The 22,444-nt window shown below is 38.2% G+C and carries 21 protein-coding genes and 1 pseudogene; 19 read left to right on the top strand and 3 right to left on the bottom strand.

The annotated features are described in order from the left end of the window. Positions 1-85: 85 nt before the first annotated feature. The 5 genes from EL84_RS00335 to EL84_RS00315 all read left to right on the top strand — a co-directional run bounded on the left by EL84_RS00335 (position 86) and on the right by EL84_RS00315 (position 4,401). Positions 86-799: a hypothetical protein gene (locus EL84_RS00335; protein ID WP_047840453.1), complete on the top strand. Its 714-nt coding sequence runs from the start codon at positions 86-88 to the stop codon at positions 797-799. An 89-nt stretch (positions 800-888) separates the two neighbouring features. Next, the gene (locus EL84_RS00330) at positions 889-1,278 is read left to right on the top strand and encodes a GntR family transcriptional regulator (protein WP_036613231.1); all 390 of its coding nucleotides are present in this window, start codon (positions 889-891) and stop codon (positions 1,276-1,278) included. Between the two features lie 15 nt (positions 1,279-1,293). Continuing rightward, complete coding sequence (locus EL84_RS00325) at positions 1,294-2,190, top strand: ABC transporter ATP-binding protein (RefSeq protein ID WP_047840261.1); 897 nt, start codon at positions 1,294-1,296, stop codon at positions 2,188-2,190. 20 nt (positions 2,191-2,210) lie between these two features. Next, the gene (locus EL84_RS00320; RefSeq protein ID WP_036668607.1) at positions 2,211-3,113 is read left to right on the top strand and encodes an ABC transporter ATP-binding protein; all 903 of its coding nucleotides are present in this window, start codon (positions 2,211-2,213) and stop codon (positions 3,111-3,113) included. Then, on the top strand, positions 3,106-4,401 hold the full coding sequence (locus EL84_RS00315) for an ABC transporter permease (protein ID WP_047840260.1): 1,296 nt from the start codon (positions 3,106-3,108) through the stop codon (positions 4,399-4,401). Before EL84_RS00320 ends, EL84_RS00315 begins: the two co-directional genes overlap by 8 nt. 1,506 nt (positions 4,402-5,907) lie before the next feature. Here the strand turns inward: EL84_RS00315 and EL84_RS00310 are convergent. Genes EL84_RS00310 through EL84_RS00300 form a run of 3 tightly spaced genes read right to left on the bottom strand, consistent with a single transcriptional unit; the run spans position 5,908 to position 8,090 of the window. Next, on the bottom strand, positions 5,908-6,756 hold the full coding sequence (locus EL84_RS00310; RefSeq protein ID WP_047840259.1) for a hypothetical protein: 849 nt from the start codon (positions 6,754-6,756) through the stop codon (positions 5,908-5,910). A 13-nt stretch (positions 6,757-6,769) separates the two neighbouring features. After that, positions 6,770-7,336 (bottom strand): hypothetical protein, encoded by a 567-nt coding sequence (locus tag EL84_RS00305; protein WP_047840258.1) that lies wholly within the window; start codon positions 7,334-7,336, stop codon positions 6,770-6,772. A 43-nt stretch (positions 7,337-7,379) separates the two neighbouring features. Then, positions 7,380-8,090 carry a hypothetical protein gene (locus EL84_RS00300; RefSeq protein ID WP_047840257.1) on the bottom strand — a complete coding sequence of 237 codons (711 nt, stop codon included), beginning with the start codon at positions 8,088-8,090 and terminating at the stop codon, positions 7,380-7,382. A gap of 737 nt (positions 8,091-8,827) precedes the next feature. Between EL84_RS00300 and EL84_RS00290 the strand changes: the two genes are divergently transcribed. The 14 genes and pseudogenes from EL84_RS00290 to EL84_RS00225 all read left to right on the top strand — a co-directional run bounded on the left by EL84_RS00290 (position 8,828) and on the right by EL84_RS00225 (position 22,004). Further along, complete coding sequence (locus EL84_RS00290) at positions 8,828-9,511, top strand: RES family NAD+ phosphorylase (protein ID WP_161799391.1); 684 nt, start codon at positions 8,828-8,830, stop codon at positions 9,509-9,511. 920 nt (positions 9,512-10,431) lie between these two features. Then, entirely contained in the window at positions 10,432-11,235 is an 804-nt protein-coding gene (locus tag EL84_RS00285; RefSeq protein WP_047840254.1) for a hypothetical protein, read from the top strand. Then, a complete protein-coding gene (locus EL84_RS00280; RefSeq protein WP_047840253.1) occupies positions 11,232-12,278 on the top strand; it encodes a type II glyceraldehyde-3-phosphate dehydrogenase in 1,047 nt (348 codons plus the stop codon). Before EL84_RS00285 ends, EL84_RS00280 begins: the two co-directional genes overlap by 4 nt. A gap of 104 nt (positions 12,279-12,382) precedes the next feature. Further along, positions 12,383-13,072, top strand: coding sequence for a ribose-5-phosphate isomerase RpiA (rpiA, locus tag EL84_RS00275; protein ID WP_047840252.1), 690 nt, complete (start codon positions 12,383-12,385; stop codon positions 13,070-13,072). 5 nt (positions 13,073-13,077) lie between these two features. Further along, a complete protein-coding gene (locus EL84_RS00270; RefSeq protein WP_047840251.1) occupies positions 13,078-13,989 on the top strand; it encodes an isocitrate lyase/phosphoenolpyruvate mutase family protein in 912 nt (303 codons plus the stop codon). 16 nt (positions 13,990-14,005) lie between these two features. Next, positions 14,006-14,500, top strand: coding sequence for a phosphoribosyltransferase (locus tag EL84_RS00265; RefSeq protein WP_047840250.1), 495 nt, complete (start codon positions 14,006-14,008; stop codon positions 14,498-14,500). Between the two features lie 19 nt (positions 14,501-14,519). Then, on the top strand, positions 14,520-15,467 hold the full coding sequence (locus tag EL84_RS00260; RefSeq protein WP_053061328.1) for an NAD(P)-dependent oxidoreductase: 948 nt from the start codon (positions 14,520-14,522) through the stop codon (positions 15,465-15,467). After that, a pseudogene (locus tag EL84_RS00255) lies at positions 15,464-16,666 on the top strand (phosphoglycerate kinase). The gene EL84_RS00260 and the pseudogene EL84_RS00255 overlap by 4 nt, the downstream one beginning before the upstream one ends. A 7-nt stretch (positions 16,667-16,673) precedes the next feature. Beyond that, entirely contained in the window at positions 16,674-17,579 is a 906-nt protein-coding gene (gene prs / locus EL84_RS00250; RefSeq protein ID WP_047840249.1) for a ribose-phosphate diphosphokinase, read from the top strand. 6 nt (positions 17,580-17,585) lie between these two features. After that, positions 17,586-18,257 (top strand): ribulose-phosphate 3-epimerase, encoded by a 672-nt coding sequence (gene rpe / locus EL84_RS00245; protein ID WP_047840248.1) that lies wholly within the window; start codon positions 17,586-17,588, stop codon positions 18,255-18,257. Positions 18,258-18,390: 133 nt separating this feature from the next. Then, a complete protein-coding gene (locus tag EL84_RS00240; protein WP_047840247.1) occupies positions 18,391-19,338 on the top strand; it encodes a DMT family transporter in 948 nt (315 codons plus the stop codon). Positions 19,339-19,508: 170 nt separating this feature from the next. Then, positions 19,509-19,634, top strand: a complete 126-nt coding sequence (locus tag EL84_RS32705; RefSeq protein WP_268794670.1) for a hypothetical protein — start codon at positions 19,509-19,511, stop codon at positions 19,632-19,634. A gap of 27 nt (positions 19,635-19,661) precedes the next feature. Further along, positions 19,662-20,522 carry a Cof-type HAD-IIB family hydrolase gene (locus EL84_RS00235; RefSeq protein ID WP_161799390.1) on the top strand — a complete coding sequence of 287 codons (861 nt, stop codon included), beginning with the start codon at positions 19,662-19,664 and terminating at the stop codon, positions 20,520-20,522. A 627-nt stretch (positions 20,523-21,149) separates the two neighbouring features. Beyond that, positions 21,150-22,004: a pentapeptide repeat-containing protein gene (locus EL84_RS00225; protein WP_047840245.1), complete on the top strand. Its 855-nt coding sequence runs from the start codon at positions 21,150-21,152 to the stop codon at positions 22,002-22,004. The last annotated feature ends 440 nt before the right edge of the window (positions 22,005-22,444 follow it).

The following is a 22,444-nucleotide window of genomic DNA, read 5'->3' as shown; positions in this document are numbered from 1 at the left end:
TAGGTCTGTATACTGTGTATATTGATATATACAGTAATCACAGTAAGCAACATGAGTGAATGACAGGTGAAAGGCAGGCATGCATATGAACGAATGGAAGCAGGCGTGGTGGTTGACCCGCAGCCAGATGAGTAAGGATAGGCTCCAATGGCTATGGTCTGCATTATTCATGATATACACTGGCGGTATGAGCGGTGTGATGTTTTTAGGACAACAACAGACAGATATTATTAATCCAGTAGTGGATTCCTTCTTTTTAATCATGTTGCCATTTCAAGGGTTTATGTTCTGCAGGCGCTCCTTCCGTTACATACAGGAAGATTCTTATACGCAGATGCTGGCCTACTATCGTAGAATTCCCATTCCTGAACAAGTGGTGATGTGGTCCAGGCTACAGCAGTCTCTGATGGCGTTTACGTACAATGGAATCTTTTTCTACGGATCGTTATACGTGGTTAACCTTCATGCCGAAGGATTCCGATGGGATCAGTATCTGGCCTTTAGCCTTACCTGTACAGGTTATGGCCTTTTGGTAACAGGGTTCTATATTTACGGAGAGTTTCTGAACAGTGGCAAGAAATACTTGCTTCTCAGTATGCTTTTTATACCATTCGCCATTGGCATATCCATACTGATTCGAATATCAGGCAGTTACGGATTGCGGATTGTAATGGATGGAAGTAAATCATGGGGGCTGCTTTCCCCGATCATGTGGATTTCTCTGGTGGCTGGCGTAGCGGGATTATGGCTGTCTAGTCGTTTTACGCTGAAGAAGCTGGTTCATCGGGATTTGAATTAAAATGAGAATTGAGCTTATGTACGAATACAGGATGAAACCGGCACGGTCAGGTAACAGACTGGAGTGTACCGGAGGGCGAGGTGCAAGATGTGAAAATACCCATTCAAATTAATGAAAATAGCGCTGAACCTTTATACCACCAAATTGAAAATCAGTTAAGATCGTTAATTATTACGGGTCAGTTGGGGGAGGGAACACATTTGCCGTCCATTCGTGAGTTCGCCGGAGCACTGAATTGCAGTGTTATTACGGTTAGACGGGTCTATCAGGATCTGGAGAATGAAGGCTTGCTTCGTACGAAGCAGGGGACAGGTACATTTGTGGCCCAGGTAGAAGCCGGTGACAGAGAAAATTATAGATTAAAGGCCGCACAGGAAGCGATGCAGGCAGCGGTGCAGTCCGGGAAATCGGTAGGCTGTACGGAAGAAGAGATGGAGAGCCTATTCCGGGAAGTCCTGAAGGCTATTTACGTGAAGTAAGGGAGTGATTCATACGTGGAACCCATAGCAATCCAGTTGAACGGCGTATCCAAAATGCGAAAACGCAGAGTTATCGGCCCAATTGATCTGACCATCCCGGAAGGATATATAGTGGCTATTCTCGGTCACAACGGTTCAGGCAAAAGCACCCTTCTTAACATGTTACAGCAAGTGGTGCTGCCAGATGCTGGGCAGATTATATGGTTTGGTCAGGAACATGATGGGCCACTTCCCATTGAACTGAGACAACAGATTGGTTTTGTGGCAGATAACGCTGGTTCAGAAGAGAACCGGATAACAGCACAAGAAGCGGCCCATTTCCGGGCGTACTGGTACCCACGTTGGGATATGAAGTTGTTCGACCAACTGATTCAGGATATGGAAGTACCTGTTGATGTGAAGCTGAACAAGATGTCCAAGGGAGAAAGGCGAAAATTTGAGATTGCAGCTGCAATTGCAGCTCGCCCAAGACTATTGCTTTTGGATGAGCCTTCATCAGGATTGGACCCCTTTGCCTGGAAAGTGATGGTTGAGCAGTTCCGTACCTTCATGGCGGGGGGAGACACCACGATTCTGATTGCCACACATATTGCAGACGAAGTCAAAAGGCTTGCGGATTACATCGTATTGATGCACCGTGGTCAGTCACTGGGGATGGCCGAGAAAGATATGGTGCTCGATCAGTGGAAAGAAGTCTGGTATGAAGGAGATTTAAGGCCAGAAAGTATTCCTGGTGTTGTGGAATCTTCTATAGAAGAGGGAGGTCTGGTTCGCGTAATTACAACCCGGGTCAGCGAGGCGCAGGAGAGGCTGGAGCTGTCCAATAACCGGGTATTGAGAATCCGTAACTTGGAATTGGATGAAGTGCTGGCATTCTGGATTGCCGGGTATGCACCCGTACAGTGGAAATAACCGAAGGGAGACGATAAATGATGAACCGATTGGAATTGAAGCAAGTCGTCAAGCAATATGCAGACAAAACAGCCGTTAATGGAGTCACGCTCAATGTAAAAGAGGGGGAGATTTACGGACTGCTCGGAGCCAATGGTGCAGGTAAAACAACCACAATGCGTATGGTGCTTGGACTGATTCACCCTGACGGAGGGAATATCCTGTACAACGGCAAGCCCTATAATACGGAGCTGCAACAGATTATGGGTTATCTTCCGGAAGAGCGCGGATTGTATCCGAAGGTGAAAGTCAGCGAACAGATTAATTACCTGGCACGACTTCGTGGCATGAATGGTAAGGACGCAGATCAGAGCCTCAAGTATTGGCTGAATCGGTTTGAGGTACCTGAGTATTACGATAAGAAGATCGAGGAGTTATCCAAAGGTAATCAGCAGAAAATGGGCTTTATCGCGGCTGTAGTGCATAGACCGCAGATTCTCATTCTGGATGAAGCGTTCAGCGGACTGGATCCTGTCAACGTGGAATTACTCAAATCCACCGTCAAGGAGCTACGTGACGAAGGCACGGCCATTCTGTTCTCAACACACCGTATGGAGCACGTTGAAGAGTTATGTCGTCAGATCACCATTCTGCATCGTTCCAACACGGTGGTACAAGGAGAGATCAAGGAGATCAAGAGCCGGTATCCGCGTGAACAGGTATTCCTGGGTACGATTGGTAGTGTGGAAGGACTTGAACAGTTGTCTGGTGTGAAGAAAGTCGAGCGGAATGAGCGTGGGTACCTGATACATATTAGTCAGGTGGAAGCGGCTCAAGAGATTCTGAGAACAGCCATGACTCAGACGACAGTGGAACACTTTGAACTGAAGGAACCAACGCTTAACCAAATCTTTATTCGTGAGGTAGGTGAGTCGAATGAATAAAATGGGAACGATTACGGGTTTTACATTTAAAAACAAAGTTAAAACGAAATCATTCATGGTAACGACCATTGTACTTGCACTTTTAATTTCAATCGGACTCAATGTCCCGTATTTCATTACCTTATTTAATGGGGGTTCCATTGGTGGAGCTTCAAGCAGTAATCCTGTAAATATTGGTCTTTTGAGTACAGGGCAGCCTGAAGTTTCCGAGAAACTGGAGAGCTTCTCTGCGGCTCAAGGAGATCAGGCCTATCGATTCATTGCCAGTGGTGACAAAGATGAGGCTGCTCTTGCGGCGGATGCGGAAGCAGGGCTTACCGATGGTTATCTGAAGTTTGAAGCTGTTTCCGGGCAAGAGTTCCCGCAGCCCATTCTATATTCAGCAGAAGACGTATCACCTCAGATCATTGCATCCATTGAAGCAGCGTTGCAGAGTGTGAAGCTGGATGTGGTTGTGAAGGATGTACTCACAGCGGAGCAGAAGGAACTTATTACAACACCTGTGAAGCTCACTGAGCAAAGTTTGAGTACAGATGAGAGCGGAGCAGGTACTGAGTCTGAAGGTAAAATGAGCCCGATTAACTATATTGTGGTGTACTTGCTGATCATCCTGCTGTTTACCTCAACGATGATGACAGGTAACATGATTGCCTCCGAGATCACAGCTGAGAAGAGCTCACGTATTATGGAGATTCTGATTACGAGTGTATCACCGCTCAGTCAGATGTTTGGTAAAATCATCGGTATTTTCATGGTGGGGATGCTGCAAATCGGGATCTTCGGAGCGGTGGTTGCCGGAAATATCTTGCTGCCGCATAACCGTGCAGTATTAGGTGATTTCAATATGAGTGTAAGTGATGTGAATAGTGCAGTTATTGTGTACGGACTCATATTCTACATTCTGGGTTACTTCCTGTATGCCGTGTTGTTTGCTGCCATTGGTTCAATGGTAAGCCGTACTGAAGAACTCGGTCAGGCTGTTCTGCCGATTACGATGTTGTCGCTTGTTTCCTTCTATATTGCGATCTTCAGTATTTCTACGCCGAACATTCTGTTGTTGAAAATCGCAAGCTTCATTCCATTCACGTCGCCGACCGCGATTCTGGTACGAATTGGCGCAGGAGTTGCGCCAACTTGGGAGATTCTAACGTCCTTAGCGATTCTCATTGTATCCATTATCATCTTCGGATGGCTTGCAGCCAAAATTTATCGCACAGGTGTGTTGATGTACGGTAAACGTCCAACCTTTAAGGAATTGTTTAAAGCCATGAAGGCTTATAAGATCTAAGATAGATGGTGGTTGGTGGTGGTGTCATAATCAGTGAAAATATTTTCATAATTAATGAGACAACTTTTTCATAATTAGTGAGAATTGAATATTCATGCACGTGTATACATCGGTTCGAATCGTTTTAGCTCTTTGAGCGTTTTAAGGGTGGTTTATTCTATATATATCAGTGAATAAACTAATTCAGATAAACGAAGGGACTGAAAAAATCAGTCCCTTCGTTTATTTTCTTGTTTCAATGAATTGTAAATAAAAAGACTTAAGTACACTTTTGTAGCTTTGCTAACGCATTGAATGCAATTATTACTAGATGGTATTAACATGGTACAGAATTGGTTCAGGAAGGGCGCTGGATCAAATGTAGCTAAAAATAGGAAAAGAGTGGAGAGAGAAAACTCTCTCCACATTTACATTTATGGAGGTGTCATGTTCCAATGTTCCTGCTCGGCATGCGCGCTGCCAGAATCGGTACGTTTTGCAATCCTAGAGCGATGCGACGTATGTATCTTTTTGATTTTGATAGGGATGACGCTTAAACATACGATGTAGTGATGCCACAATTCGACGAGTAAGGATGGTCCGGTATCGCATCAAAGATACGCTATGAGGAAGTTGCTTACACACTGACACATTTAAGCCTTGATCTCTGTATACAAAAGAACCAACCGCATCAGCCTGTTTGATAACTTCGAGGCCGTCGACCGTCTCTCACTTATTAATTACCACCTAAACCAAAGCGGAATTTGTACTACGGTCTGGGGCTGTTTGGCCGCGCTGGCGTGCTCGTTATTTGTTGCTCAGTCCGTTTTCTCTTGAGTAATTTCGCAGAGAGCCAATTCGCACATACTACGGATATGGACAAACTTGTCTTGGAGTGGGCAGCCAAGAAATAGGAAAAGATAACTCAAAAATATTCGAGGAAAGAGCATCTAATAGGGCATAGGGCCACTATTAAGAGAATAAAGAGGCATTCTACTCATTTAACAAAGGTTAAATGTATTGAAACATTTGAAGTTTATGAGCAAAGTAGCTATTCTGTTACTAAACTGAGTATCGATAAAGTCGACTTTCATTATCTCTTTAAATTTGCATCTAATAACAAAGGGATATTGTACTTAATGAAGTGAAGAGATTAACTCTACTATTTATGTAGGGACTCGACGTATAGTCCTCTAGGTAGATGAGCATTATATTATTAGTGAAACTAAAGTTAGATCAAACTTATCCATTTTAAGGAGAGGGGGAATGATAATTTTGAAGGTAATAGAAGTGAGTATGGCTTGGATACGAGCGAAAACAGATGGAATTGGATAGCTCATTGACCAATAGAGAAGTGGGAGATAAGCGATAACTCCGATTTTTTCCTAACACAATCCAGATTCAGTTAAATATATTCGTTACATCTATACTAATATTATTGTATTGTGGAAGCGGTTTGGGCCAGATTGCTTAATGAGAAAAGCAGCAAACTAAGACTTTTCCTTTGTCTTAGTTTGCTGCTTTCATTTAGAAACTATATAGTTCTCCAAAGCCTCTAAAGGTGGTTACTGTATCCTTGCTATTTTCAATAGTAAATTTGATATAACAATTAGTTGCTTTTAACGTATCACCAAAAATTTCAGTTTTAAAGCCAGTTCCCTTTTTCTCTCCATACACATCCGTGTATCCCCAAAGATTATCTCCAAAGAACTTAGTTTCAAAAATTTCATATTTTATAAGTGGGATGAGTTTATCTTTATGATCGTTATACTGCTGCAGATTCAAAGTCGTTCTATAGTCCTTAGTAGCCAAATCAAATTTTTTACACAAAGAGGTAAATGTGCGTCCATCGACTCTCTCTGAGAAACTCCAAGTACATTTTGTGCTTGGTTGAGGATCGGCGAAAGCTTGATTCTTTTGGATATTCAAATTATCGTCAGCGTGCTCAATTATTTCGTAACCTTCTTGCTCGTTAATTGGCTGTGTTGTTATAATTACTTTCCAACTTTCATTGACATATTGCATATTTATAGGAAGGTTTATTGTTTCATTGTCTGGAAACTCCAACTTCACATTATAATTATAATCCTCATCACTTACTCTTTGTTGATCAATGATTGTAAATGAAAGAGGAACTTCTGAAGGATTTTCGAGAGAAGACTTATATTCTTGTTTCTTCTCTTCTAAGCTGGTAAAACGTTGGTCTTCAGTCAGTGTACTAAGTTTTTCATAGTCTTTATTAACTGAGGCTTCGAAATACTCTCTCAATACAGACTCAGAAGCTTCATTGCTTGGAATAGACTCTTTAGCGAAACTAGTCGAGGAAATTCCAAACATAAGTACACAAACTATACTAAGTATTTTTAGTCTTTGCATGTGAAAATTCGCCTCACAGTTCTTTCGAATATGTTTGTTTTAGCAACTCTATTGTTTCAGAGAGGAAGCTCATTGTTTTTTTGCTCGTATGAATTTTGTATTTATTCATAAGAGTATAAAAATTAGATGCTCCATTCATGAGGTGTTGAAGAAAATCACGCTCTTCCAAAATAAAGCTAGTTATCGTTTTTTTTACGTGTAACGGATCATATTTTAGAATTACTTCGATTGAACTCTTACCATTTTTTTCAAAGCAGATCAACTTGGGATCTATGCCATACATCGCTTCTCCATATGTGAATCCACTTTTAATATAACTATTCAAGGCTGATAAATAACACCCCCACAAATCTAGTCCCCACTGTTCAAATCCAATTAGTTGTTGGTGATCATCTTGAATAATAACGGCAATATTAAGCTCATTAATCTTCAGGGGAATATCATCACTCCAGATAGCATAAACACTTTCAAAATGTTCAGCAGTAATAAAAAGCTTTTGCAACTGATCAGTTCCCATACAAGCGTACACTTCCGGAAGTGATTGTTGCGGTGGAATAAGAAACGTTTGAATGGAAACCATAAGCCCTCCCAATATCTTTTTTTGAAATATTATTCAGCATAAATTATTGAGATTCAGCTACGTTCCAACCCAAAGGATATAAAGTTACCACTTCATAATCGCTGCTTACTACAAGCCTATACTGTTTACCATCATAGGTACCATCTACCGAAACGTTACCACTGTTATTAGCAATTATTTTATTTTTATTGTTTTGAGTTTGATTTGCTACGACAATAGCAATCTCTACAATCTCTCTCATGCTAGTAGTGTCGTTGAAAAATGAGTTATATTCTCTATATCCTAGGCCAGTCCAATATTTAGGATGATGTTTACTTAGAATATGTTCCAACCCTCTGTCACTAGTACCGAACTTTAGCTCCACATATTCGCTCGTACCAATAAGCCAAAACTCCTTAATTATTGAATTCCTCGTGACCAAGAAAGGAAGTTCAGCTTCAAACTCATTTTCAATAGCTTTTTCAACATAGGCCTCTGTAACTTTATTATATGTTTTCGTTGCTCCAAAGAGCAATTTAGCTGCCTGCATAACAATTCTAACAATACTTGCTGCGCGAACTTCACTCTGAGGCTGAACTGCATTCGAACCTCCATAGTTTTCAATTATCTCTAATGTATCATTTTGTATTTCTTCAGTAAGCACTCTTTCATTATTGAGATTTGGACTCTCGGCACCGCTAGCAAATGCCTGTGGAACAGATACTGTAAACAACGAAACACAAAGTAGCACCGATATGATTTTTTTTCTAAGCAAGTTTTTTTCCTCCTGTACATCTTTATTATGGGGTATTTACTATTTATCCCTTTGAATATATTACCATCAAAATAAAAATTGTAAATATACAAATATATTAATATATATGTAAATAAATACATTTATAGTTTTTGGTTATACTTAATCCGCCCGTTAATTCATTAAGCTTAACGGGAGTTAACTTAATGAACGATGTTAAAATAAAGAAAATATAAGAATGAATTCAGGTAAGAGATTGAAAACAAAGAAAAGTATGAGACAGATATGTCAAAAGTGTGGGTATGAGAATTGTGTTCCCAAACTGTATATCGACAATTTCAAATATCCTTCTGGTTCAATTTTGAGATGTAAATCACTTTTTTCGCTTAAAAATGGAGGATGGATCTTTGGAAGGAATGGGAATGAGTTAACGGGAATCGCTAAATCATTAATACAAAGAAAGCAGCTGATCAATCAGAAGAAATTCATAAGAAAAAGAGTAATTAAAAGACTGAAACATAGTTCGGGCTTCTTAAAGAAGAACATCGGTGCATCAAACCAGGCACAGGCTGAAGGGATTGCTGAGGCAAAGAAAAGGGAGAAGCACCTGAGGCGTCCTCGAATTAATCTAGACACTTTTGTACCAGGGCAAATGGACTGAGCATGGCATTGTTGGAAAATTCCTTGCAAATAAACACTATGATATGAAAAATCCACATTTATTCGACTTATTAGAGAATCATGGAGTTCTGTCGAAAGTGGTCCGGATTAAATTAAAACAATTAAATGAGACAGAGAAATTATTGCTTCAAGAATTCTGTACGGCTGGCAACGCATATTTAAGATTTACTCCAATTAGAGGAATTGGTAGTCACAGTGAAGAGGAACTCAGTGTATACAGAAAGAATTTAACCAACAAAAACATATATGACCTCTTAGGCCAATGGAAGCATTATAAAAGGATATACTCTAGCTTTGTTGAACAGTATGCATTTAAACTTTATGATATTGGTGTAGAAAGTGAATTGTTGAATTTGTGGATTGAGTTTAAAGAAGGACTTAAACACAAAAGTAGATTTGCTTTTACACTGAATACAAAGTTAAAGGATGCTTTGCTAAACATTATGGAAATAAACTTAGTTGTAATTGAAGAGAACTCTATTCTTTATAGAGCAAGAAACGGAGCGCCATCAAAATTTTCTGCTTATAAAGAAAAAGACATTATGTGCCCTCCAAAAGAATTAGTTGGTAACGGTCGAATTAACTCAAAAGGGATCCCTTACTTGTACACTGCATCAGATGCTGAAACTGCAATTGCTGAAGTAAGACCATCAAAAGCTGTACCTGTTTCAGTAGCAAAACTTGCAACTACAAAATCACATCGTTTTGTGAAGCTTGATAATGTTAAATTTAGTACCGATTTACCTCTTTATATACAATAAGAATTATATCAACTAGCAAATGTTATTAATTCAGAATTATCTAAACCGATTGATGCTTCTACAAGTGATTTTGGCTATTTAGCGACCAAATTTATTGCAGAACTTGCAGATAGTAAAGGTTTTGAAGGTTTAGCCTTTAAGAGTTCGTTAGCGGAAGGTACTAACTATGTATTTTTCCTTGAAGATAATATTAAATTTGTAGATAGTGAAATCTTTGATGTAGTCGATATTAAATATGTTACGCAATCAAAGAACCTTTCATTATCTGCATTAACTGATGAAGATTTCAAATTTTAGCAGATAACTAATACTACATTGTCAAACCTGTAACCCAAACGAGCCAAGGCATAAACAATGAAAGAAGGTGTCACAAGACACGAACATATTCCCATTGAAGTCGCTATTTTAGCGACTTTTTTATATTCCGCTTGATATCATGATTCCATTTATAGATTCGGATTTATCATGTAAGTCTGAAGTGAACTCAATAGATATCTGCCCGAATCTTTGCTTACATAGCAAAAATCTCCTCCAGTTTTAAGTGTTGAAATCCTTCTAACATTATCTCTGCTCTTGTTACCATCCTGGCAGGGAATACATGATTCGGGATGGCAAGAAGAAGAGTTTTTCTATCTGGACCCTAGCATGAGTCATGGTCCGTTTTTTTCGGTAAGCTTCACACTTCACATTACAATGCATTTTTAACAAGAGGATAACAATTTAAGTTTTGTAAAAACAATGTAAAAGTTGTGTAAAATTGGATATTTTTGTTGATATTTATAATTTGAATGCATATAATTATATTTACTTACAGAAGTTTCTTGTTTGCATAAGGAGGAGATATTATTAAACACATTAGTGTAGTTGGCAAAGGACCTATTTCAAACGCACTCGTTCATGCAATCCAGTTACAAAAAGATATGAAATTTGTTACCTCTTCCTCACATGAAAAGATCGATGCTTATTTTTATGTCAGGGAAGAAGCATTATTAATCCCAGAGCACATCCCCACCCAAGGAATACCCATAGTAACTATTGGTGGTACAAAAGAAGACATACCTTTTTTTCTTCTAACAAGGAAAGAAAGTGATATTCCGACTTCTAATGTTATAAACATACCAAACATTCAAAATATTTCTCTTTTGCGTATTTTATTTTCAATATCTAATATTATCTCGATGCATGTGACGTCTATAGAACCGACAGATGGAAGTGAAAAACGGGGACCAATTGACGCACTCGTACCCCTCGATCTACCCTGGCTATCTCAACTAGAACCTCATTTTAATATAGATTTCAGTGGACAATCGATACTTGCGCAGCATACGCGATCATTTCTCTTAGGTATAAATATTAGATTGAACACTCCTGCTTCTAAAGAAGAAATAGTAAAGCTATTAACTAATGCCGATCGAATATTAATGACTCCTAATGGTTTGCACATGAATAATACGGCTTTAGTCTCTGAGTTTTTCCGTGATATAGGACGACCTGTAGGAGCATTTTACGAAACGGTTATTATAGGCGAAAGTCTTAAAGTAGAAGCTGAAAAAGTGAGTTTCTGGATGGTGAGTCATAAGCTTTCTATTGTATTAGAATCCATTGATGCAATGAGATTCATGCTGAAAACTGAATATAACTCCAATGACTCTCGCACACTGACGAATAACACACTTGGAGTTTTTTCAAATCTATCTCCAAGAGAAATGAGGGAGAGAGTATGACACTACGAGTAGGAGTAGTAGGTCTTGGAACAATTGGGAAACGGGTTGCTGATGCCGTGTTATCTCAGCCAGACATGGAGCTAGTTGGGGTTGGGATAAGAACGCCAAATCCCACCGCACTTTCTGTAAACTGGAAAGGTGTGAAAATTTATTGTACCGAGAATGAAAGACTACCTTTATTTAAAGAGTGTAACTTAGATGTTTCAGGTAATTTGTCAGACTTGCTGAACGAGATCGATGTTGTTGTAGATTGTGCGCAAGCAGGAGAAGGTGTAAAGCGTCTCTCTCAATATAAAGCACATGGTGTCTATACCATTCTTCAAGGTGGTGAGAAACACGATACTACAGATTTTACATTTAGCACTTTTGGTAATTATCATCAAGCATATGGCCGACAAGCAATGCGAGTTAGTAGTTGTAACACAACGGGATTAGTACGTTTAATCAGTGTTCTTGATTTTCACTACAAAGTTCTTCATGTAGATGGTGCTATAGTACGCTGTTCAACTGATCCTGACAAAGCTCAAAATGGAATTCCAAATGGTATAGCCCCTGTATTCGGCGTCTCACATCATGGTCCAGACCTCCAATTAGTTTTGCCTCATATATCAATCTATACACAAGCTGCTGCCGCACCAATGTATTACTCACATTTACAGATGATTTCTATAGAGTTGGAAAATCCATTAACAAGGCTAAAGATTATCGAGACCTTAAATCAGTACCCTCGTATTCTTATCCAAACAAAACAAGAAGCAGGAGTTAATACAGCTCAGCTATTTAATAGTTTTAACAATAGTTCCCGTAAACGTGGTGATCGCCCAGAATTATTTTTATGGGAAGAATCCATACAGTTAGTAGGAAACCGACTACATTTAATGACCTCAATTGATATGCAATGTATTACTATTCCCGAGACGATTGATGCCATTCGCGCTATTACAGGAATAGAGAAAGATCGCGATAAATGTATGATACTAACAGATGAAGCACTAAACATTGTTAAGAAAGAATCCAGTTACAAGATTGAAGTTGGGATTTAATTTTTTTTCTTACTTTCTGTGATTCATTAGTTTAATTATTTTTCTATATCAAATATCAAGCTACATAAATTAGTCATCGTGGCTGATAAAACGGAGAGATAACTATGAATGGAAAAAAGCTTGCAGGTGAAAATGCTGCTAATTTAGTTCAAGATGGGATGACTGTTGGGTTAGGTACAGGATCTACGGTCCACTATACAATTCAAAAATTAGCAGAAAGAATAGCGAATGAAGGCTTAAGAATAACTGGGGTGGCTACTTCCAAACATACTGAAAGACTTGCACAAGATCTAGGTATCCCTCTAGTTGCACTTGCAGATGTAGACTTTATTGATATTACAATCGATGGGGCAGATGAAGTTACTCCTACTCTTGATTTAGTTAAAGGAGGGGGAGGTGCACTGTTTCGAGAAAAGTTGGTGGCTGTTCAATCAAAGCGTCTCGTCGTCGTAGCCGACCAAGTAAAACGAGTTGATAAACTAGGTGCATTTCCAGTTCCTATTGAAGTTGTACCATTTGCTTGGGAAATTATCATGCGCGGGTTGTTACACTTAGGAGCTAAGCCAAAATTAAGAATACTTGTTGATGAGCCTTATGTTACTGATAACGGAAATTATATACTGGACACGTCATTTGAACAAATAGATAACCCGAAAGCACTGGAGCAGCACCTAAAACTCATGAATGGGGTAGTAGAATCAGGTCTCTTTGTTGGAATCGCAGATACTGCTTTTATAGGTTCAAATGATAATGTAATCGTTCTTAACAATGTTAATAATTCGAAGGGAAGATAAATAATATGAAAAAAACAACTATGCTTCGTAAATTAATTTCTTCAGATAAACTCATTCAGGTTATTGGGGCAAATGATGGACTCACAGCTATTCTTACAGAGAAGAATGGTTTTGATGCTTTATGGGCTAGTGGTTTAGCCATATCAACTTCGGCTGGGGTCCCAGATGCATCAATCTTAACAATGACGGAATTTTTGAATGCAGCTTCATATATGAATAAGGCATCAAATCTTCCAGTGATAGCTGATTGCGACACTGGTTTCGGAGGGGTTAATAACATTATTCGTATGGTTAGCGAATATGAGGCTGCTGGAATAGCAGGTGTCTGCATTGAAGATAAAAACTTTCCAAAACGTAATTCATTCTTGGAAGGTCATGAACTAGCTGATATGCATGAGTTTAGTGCAAAGATTAGATTAGCAAAGTCAGCACAAAAAGATCCTGATTTTGTAGTTATTGCTCGGCTAGAATCTTTAATCGCCGGAAAAGGTTTGGACGATGCAATGAATCGTGCTATAGCATATTCGGAAGCTGGGGCCGATCTGATACTAGTTCATTCTAAATCAAAATCTGCGGATGAAATAATCATGTTTGCACATGAATGGAAAAAGAAAGGTATTTCAACTCCGTTAGTAGTTGTGCCTACTACATATTATTCAATAAATAAGGAGCAGTTAGAAGGAATTGGGATAAAAATGGTTATTTACGCCAATCAACTATTGCGCTCAGCTGTTCCCGCTATGAATGATGCACTTAAAACTTTATATGAAGCGGGGACTACAGCACCGTTAGAAGAGAAAATGAGTTCTGTTAAAGAAGTATTTTCTATTGTGAAAACGGAAGAGCTTGATACAGTTGAAGATTTATATTCAAAATATATTCAAAATCATCGAGAATACCGGACCACAATCGTTTAAAGGGAGAGCTGAAAATATGATAGAAAAGCTGGATTGGAATACGTTCGAAAGTTACGCTCAGGATCTCTCCAATCATTTATGTGATAAAGAAATTGATTTGATTGTCGGAGCTTCAAGAGGTGGACTACCGCTAGCAGTTTTCCTATCTCATCATTTACAGTGCAGGGATTTTGGTATTGTTCATATAAAAAAAACAGCTTCTGATCATGAGTTTTCAGTAAAAAGAGATAGTAAACTTGAGGTGATTGGTTCGATTTTTCCACCAATTAAACCAAAGAATATACTACTTGTTGATGATATTGTTACTTACGGTGATCTATTTTCTACAATTCATCAACTTGTATACCAGGAATATGGGGAAGATATTCAAGTTTATTATGCGACACTATTCTCAGACAGAAAGCAAATACAAGAGGGCATATTCTCCAACGTATTAGATAATTTACATTCAAGCAAAGACATTGATAATACAACAAATTGGATCGTATTTCCTTGGGAAAGAAATGACTAATCCGGATTGGAGATGCAAAATGCGTATTCTATTATTGGGGAACTATAATGAGGTTTTTCTAGATGACTTAAATACGAATACCCATGTTGTATTTCATTTTCCGAATCGATCGGACAAAGAAATACTAGAGATTATTCCAAGTATAGATATTGTTGTGGTTCGATCTCCTCACATTATTTCTGATGAAATGATTAAATCGGCTGCTCAATTGAAATGGATTTTGCGAGCAGGATCAGGAACAGATAACATATCACCTCTCTATAAGGAAAGGGGGATAGAATTATTTTGTTTTCCTGAGAATTCACGTTCGGTTGCTGAATTGGTATTAGGAATGATTCTTTCCCTTTATCGAAGTCTTAATATGGCTCACTTATCGATGGGGAGGGGAGAGTGGATGAAAAATCAATTAATTGGTAGAGAAGTGTTTGGGAAGACCATTGGAATTATTGGATATGGAAATATTGGACAGATATTAGGAGATTTAAGCAATGGGTTAGGGATGAAAGTTATCGTAACCGATCATAGTTCACACAAGTCTCAGAAACGTGAGGCCCTGGAACGTGTTAAAGCAACTGTGTTAAATCTAGAATCGCTATTAGGAACCGCTGACATAGTTGTTCTTACTGTTCCACTTACTAGTTCGACCCACCATATTATTAACGGACAAACACTAGGAATGATGAAGTCAGATGCTCTATTAATTAATGTTGGTCGTGGGGGCTTAGTTGATACAGCTGCCCTTTACAATAATTTAAAGAATAGATTATTGGGAGGAGCCGGTCTAGACACTCACGAACAGGAACCTACAAGTACACATCCTATATTCGAATTACCTTCCGTTATTGCCTCACCACATATTGGTGCGCAGACTCAAGAAGCAAAAAATAGGATAGGAACTATGATTCTACTTAAAGTAAAAGAAATTACAGAACTACAAACGAAAAATGAAACGAAATCAATAATATGAACCATATAAACTCATGGAATATCCCCTCGGTCCGTGATATTGATCTAAAAGAAAAACGTGTATTTTGCAGATTTGATTTTAATGTTCCCATAAAGGATGGCAAGATCTTGGATGATTACCGAGTACGCCGTGCACTTCCAACTATTCATTATTTAATAAATGAGGGTGCGAAAATTATTATTGCTACTCATCTAGGATATCCAAAAGGGAAAATAGTTGAGGACTTGCGAACTGAACAAATAGCTATTCATCTTTCTAATTTATTGGGTCGACCCGTCCTCGCTTGCCGTGAATCTGTAGGTTACGTTGTAGAACAAGCGATTTCCAATCTTCAAGCAGGGGATTTAATTATGCTTGAAAATGTAAGATTTCTTCCAGAAGAAGAAAAGAATAATGTGGATCTAGCTTTAAAGTGGTCGCGTATGGCGGATATATATGTAAATGATGCTTTTGCTACTTCACACAGATCTCACACTTCTGTTTCTTATTTAGCTAATTGTCTACCTGCAGTAGGAGGGTTGTTATTAGAGTCAGAGTTGACAACATTAAAAAAATTATTCCAAAGCCCTCAATCTCCATTTATCTCTGTTATCGGTGGATCAAAGGTTTTTACGAAGATAGACGTAATTAAATCATTATTGAAGGTATCTGATACTTTAATTGTAGGTGGTATGGTAGCAAATACATTTTTAGTATCCAAGGGTTATTCAATGGACATAACTTCATATGAACCTAAAAAAGTAGAAACTGCCAAACAGATATTAGAATTAGCAAACAATATTGGAAAATAAATCCTTCTGCCAGTAGATTTAAAAGTAGAAGATTGTAGCACAAAAGAAATAACTACAAAAAGTATTAATAACTTAACGCCTTCGGATAAGCCTCTTGATGTGGGTCCAATGACCTCATCACTAATTCGTAGTGCTATTACTCAATCGAAACAAATACTTTGGAATGGCCCCATGGGGAAATATGAAGATGCAGAATACACAGCGGGTACACGAGATCTAATGACTGCAATGGCGAATTCAAGTGCACTAACTGTTTGTGGAGGAGGGGATACCCTGGCTGCAATAAGATATTTTCAATTTGACTCTTTTATGAATTACTTATCAACTGGTGGTGGTGCTCTTTTAGAATCTTTGAAAGGCATAGATCTACCAGGAATACTACCTCTATTAACATCAAAGGATGTGTGATCTCGTTATGAATGAAGTTATCCTTTGTATTGGTCCAGGAGGAGCTCAAATTGGTGAAGAGTTGATTCAAAAAACAGGGTTCACCAATGCCGATGTCTCTCGTCGCGTATTCCCTGACTCCGAGATATGCATGAGGATTAATACCTCTCTGGTCAATAAAACAGTTGTTGTATTTCAGAATACATTACCACCACAGGATCTTCATTTACAACAACTCTATCAAATGGTTGAAATCTCTAAAAGTAGAGGGGCAGCTTATATTATCTGTGTTGTGCCCTATCTTGCTTACTCTCGTCAAGATCGTCGATCAAACGAAGGGGAACCCGAGTCCGGGTTGGTTGTTTTACGAACACTCGCTATGCTAGGTGCTAATGAGGTAGTAACTATAGACATTCATAGCGAAAAGTTAGTAGAAAAATCCCCAATACCACTCATTAGTTTAAGTACAGAGATTGTTTTTGCTGAATACTTTAAAACACTCAACTTAAATAAACCAATTATTATTTCACCAGATAGTGGGGGAGCGCAAAGGGTTAAGGCAGTATCAGCACATACTAAATACCCAATTTTGGTTTTAGACAAGCATAAGAATGAAGAAGGATACACGTGGTATAACAAAAATAAATTGGATATAAACGGGTATGATGCGATCGTTCTTGATGACTTATGTTCTTCAGGGTCTACATTTATACCTCTTGCACGTTACCTGAATGAAATGAATGCTCAAAGCATTTATTACGGTGTTACTCATTTTTTTGCAGATGGGAATTATATAAAACAGGAAATTGGGAGTCCCGTTCATCTAATAGGAAGTAATTCTATACCCTCACAATGGACCAAAATCTCTGTAACAGATTTAATCGTAAAATGGCTAGAAATGAAATTCATAATCCCAAAAATCAATATGAGGTGAATATAAATGGCTAATATCTATCCTTCTGTCATGTGTGCAAATTATTTATCGTTAGGAGAACAGATTAGGTCTGTTGAGGAAGGTGGTGCGGATGGACTTCATTTGGACATAATGGATGGACACTTCGTACCTGGATTCACATTCGGGTCAGATCTGATAAAGCAGTTAAGCCAATTCACTTCACTTCCGATGGATGTTCATCTAATGAGTGATCGCCCATTTGATCATATGCAAGAGTTTCTACAACTCAACATTCGATCTCTTACAATCCATGCTGAATCTACTTATGATTTATACCGATGTATCTACACGATCAAAAATTCGGGAGTTCAAGCAGGTATTGCGCTTAATCCAGGGACTCCTATTTCTATTCTTGAAGAACTTCTCCCAGAACTTGATAAAGTAGTAATTATGACAGTAATACCTGGTTTTATAGGGCAAGATCTTATTAAATCCGCTTTAAAGAAAGCAGAGACTTTAGTGAAAAAGTTAAAAGAAATGGATCTTGAAAATATTGAAGTTATTGTGGATGGTGGGGTTAAGATACACAATATTTCAGAAATATCTGCATTAGGTATTCATGGTGTGGTTTCTGGTACAGGAATTTTTGGATATCCCAATATCACAGAAGCTACAAGAAAGATGAAAACATTATCAAATATTAATGAAGGATTGTAATATGATGTGCCACACTTACTGGAAGTAAACAAAACAGGGCCCAGGGACGAAGTTGTGTTTAATTCACCACAACACTATAAATGAGATATAGATAACCTGAAACGCTATTTATAGCAAAAGGAGATAGCATTAGATGAGCCGTACAGTTGCTGTTTGGATAGGAGTATTTGTAACTTTTCTTTGGTCATCATCATATATATTGAACAAACTAGCCTTTAATGAGGGAATTAGTCCTATTATGCTGGCTGGTTTGCGTTATTCTATTGCAGTAATCGCAATATTTATTCTATCTTATTTTTTACAGAGACGTAAGAATAGGAGAGAACAACTTTCTACAGTAACTAAGGTTCCTGAAACAAAATTGAAAATGTGGCACTATATTTTACTGGGGATAACCGGATATTTAATGGCCCAAGGTTTACAGTATGCTGGCCAATATTTTATATCTCCTACGCAAACCAGTATGATGCTTAGCATAGGAAACAATTTATTCATTATTCTTTTAGACATAATATGGTTGCGTGAAGTTAAAAGTCGAGGGATTTTCATTGGCGTTTTCGGTTTAATAGTTGGTATTATATTGTACTATTATCCTTGGCATTTTGAGACAGGGGCCTTAATTGGAATAGGTTTAGTTCTTCTATCATCCATTGGTTATTCTATAAATTTGATGGCAAATCGTTATTTTATCTCAAATGGTATGGCTCAAGCAAAACATCTTGTTCTACGGCCAATGCTTATTGGAGCGTTATTCATGGTATTTGTCGGTTTATTGCAGGCAGGTATCCCAACAATTTCTCTTAAACTCTGGATTCTTTTATTGTGGCTTGGAATTATCAATGGTGCCTTAGCTTTCTATTTATGGACTTGGATTCAAAAAACATTACGAGCATATGAAAGTAGTGTCCTTAATAACCTAGTTTTGGTCCAGGTAGCTGTTCTTGATGTTATCGTTCTAAATCAAAGTTTGAGTATTCTTCAAATTATTGCCTTAATTTTATTATTAGCCTCTGTTTGTTATGTATCGCTTGAACCGAATTTGAAAAAAATTCGGCCTAAGAACAAGACATTATCGTCATAACGAATATATGTGAGACTAACTCTAAAAAAGGAAGGTTAGTCCAACGAAAAGTCAAGACTGCATGAGAATATTCGTTCGAGACTCATCGTCCAATCTTTTATTGGTAACGATGGGTCTTTGTGTATTAAGTGCTGACTACGTGAGGGACAAGGCATGCTGGACAGGCCAATGTGAAGCAGCTCGTACTCGTGCATCTGCCCGGCAACGGTAAGTTGGAGTTCATGCGTGATGAAGCAAGTCGGACCTTCCACGGACCGGTGGACATCCCTGAGCCACTGCGCATGAATACCCTATGATACATTGAACAGGAAGGAATGGTTGAGTTGCATAGATTGCTTGCTCTTGATTTGGATGGAACCATGTTAAATCCGAATAAAGTCATTACGTCAGAAACGCGAAACTCCATCCAGCAATTAATGGCGAATGGAGTAGCTGTCACCATCGCATCCGGGCGGTTTCCCGCATCGGTATGGCTACATGCGAAGGAAATCCTATTGAATTTTACTCTGGTCGCAGTGAATGGTGCCGTGACCGTTGATCCAAAAACAGGACAAATGATTGAAGGATTCCCGCTGGAGACAACATCACTTTTATACATGCTAGATGTGATTGAGGAAGAAGGTGCCTACGTCCATTTCTATGGCTACAATGCCCTATATGTACGGCAAATCAATGATTTGAATCGGAGCTGGCCAATGAATAATGTTGTTGTGCGACCAGAACTGCCATGGACGGAAGATCATTATAGAGATCAAACTGAACTGATCCGTTTGGTTGAAGTCGGTTCCGATTTCAGAACGTTCGTAAACAGCATGCCTGGCATGATCTACAAAGCGGCCGTCATTTGCACAAACCTTGCCGCCCGCGAAAGGATATTTAAGCGACTTGAAGCATCGGGGATGTTTCAATGCACTAAAACAGGCAGTTTGCGATTTGACGTAAACGCGGTCGGAATCAGCAAGCGCGATGCACTTGAGCGCCTGTGCCGCGAGCAAGGTATCGATCGACAAGAGGTAGCTGTAGCAGGAGATTATGACAATGATCTGGACATGCTACAGTGGGCTGGATTAGGTATCGCAATGGGCAATGCTGAGCCCCATGTCAAAGCGTTCGCAAACGTCATTACAGGTACAAACGAACAGGATGGAGTCGCCATGGCAATCCGCAATTACCTGCTTAAATAACCATTTCAATGACCTTAGTTGCAATTCAGAATCATAGTCATTCGAAGTTCTGGATCGATGTTAAGGCGGCAACGCATTGTAAAAGAAACTATTGAAATGAACAAGAGGTCTGAATATTAAATCATGTTCAAGAGCTTTGTTATGTCCATAGTTTTGCTTCAAAGGGTTATAACATTAAGTCTATTGTTCACACGTCAATAGTTATCTTTGAGGGAACCTTTGATTTCACCATTAAAATTCTTGGTTTCTTGCCTTTCACTGTGGGAGTGGGATCATTAGTGATGCTTTACCTTAATCTCATATTCTTTGGAAACAGTGTTGTCACTTTCCGTTTGTAACATCTAAAACATTTTACTCTGCAACGATGGTATGAAGCTGAAGTGTAAAATTTGACGGAAATCTTATTATCAAATATACTATAATTACGGCAGTAGCTTAATTGGTTAAAGCGTTCTGATATATCATCAGAAAGATGCAGGTTCGAATCCTGTTTGTTTTAGAGAGTTAGTTATTAACTCTCTAAAACAAACAGGATTAGGTTAATGAAGAATTAAACCGCTAAACATATTTGGCGGTTTTTTTTATATGTTTTGATTTATATATACAAAATAATTAGGGGAGTTATCTGTGAAAAAACCATCTATAGGAATTTTTCGTAACGAATTTGCTTTAATGGTGATGATCTTGATTTTATTTTTATTTGTTACCATAATTCTCACACTTCTTTATGATTATGTTCCAATTATGGTACATAAAAGTATTTACCAAGAATCCTCTTTCTGGGAAGGCTTCTTAGTTAACCTTCACAACTCGGTATTTGATTTCTTGATTCTTGGAGTAATTCTATACTACTTTACGAATCGTATTAATGAGAAACAAAAGGTACAAGAGTATCATGAGAATATCGATGATGTTAGATTTTGGTTTACAGAAGAGGCTACAAGCAAAATTGTTGCTAATATCAATCGCTTAAATCAAAGAGGAAAAACTAAAATTAATTTATCGAAATGTTATTTAAAAGGAGCTTATCTTAAAGAGGCACGTCTGAATAATAGTAAATTAATGGGTGCAGTATTGCAAGGTGCAAATCTTCGAAGTGCACAACTAGATGGTTCTGATTTTAATGGTGCAAAGCTTGAAAAAGCTAACTTTCGAGGGGCCTCATTAATTGAGGCAAATATGAAATATATTTTTTGTGAAGAAACAACTTTTACAGGATCTAATCTAACTGATTCAAATTTAAGACAAGCAAGATTAATAAATTCAGATTTCAAGAGTGTTATATTTAAAGGTGCAGATTTCAAAGGAGCAGAGTTCAATGGTTCATCATTTGTTAAAGCTAACTTCATGGGTGCTAAAAATATTGATATAAATTGTATCATGAAAGCAAAAACCTTGGTGAGTTCAAAATTTGATCCTCATATAAAAGTGGAAATTGAAAAATTTAAGCCTGAGTTATTCATTCCTCAACAGGATAATTAAATCCTATAAACACTTCAACTTTCTTCTAACATTCGTTATAAAGAGTTGAGGTTTTTTCATTTTCAAATTTTACTGGAAAAGGTCTATGGCCATTCGAAAATTGATAATTATACATTTAATATAGGGCCATTAAGATGTATAAGGCTGAAAAGTAATAATATCGAAGAATGGGCGTTCCAGCTAGGGTTACATAGTGTTAAAAGCATTGATCTTTTGAAAGGAAGGAAAGCTCGAGTGCCAATCATTACATGGAAGCAATCAGCTTAACGCGAAAATAGTTATTTCAAGATAGAGATCTTCTTCTGAGAAGGTCTTTTTTTGTTACAGACCGATGTAACAGCTCCACCGTAAAGTTTTTGAGTTTATCCTCCTTCATAAGTCGAGGGACAAGAATATGGTCCCATTGAAGTCGCTATTTTAGCGGCTTTTTTATTTTAGCG

Source organism: Paenibacillus sp. VT-400 (genome assembly GCF_001029205.1).
GTDB classification, from domain to species: Bacteria; Bacillota; Bacilli; order Paenibacillales; family Paenibacillaceae; genus Paenibacillus; species Paenibacillus amylolyticus.
Note: the sequence above shows the minus strand (reverse complement) of the source record. Positions and strands in the feature narration are given on the sequence as shown.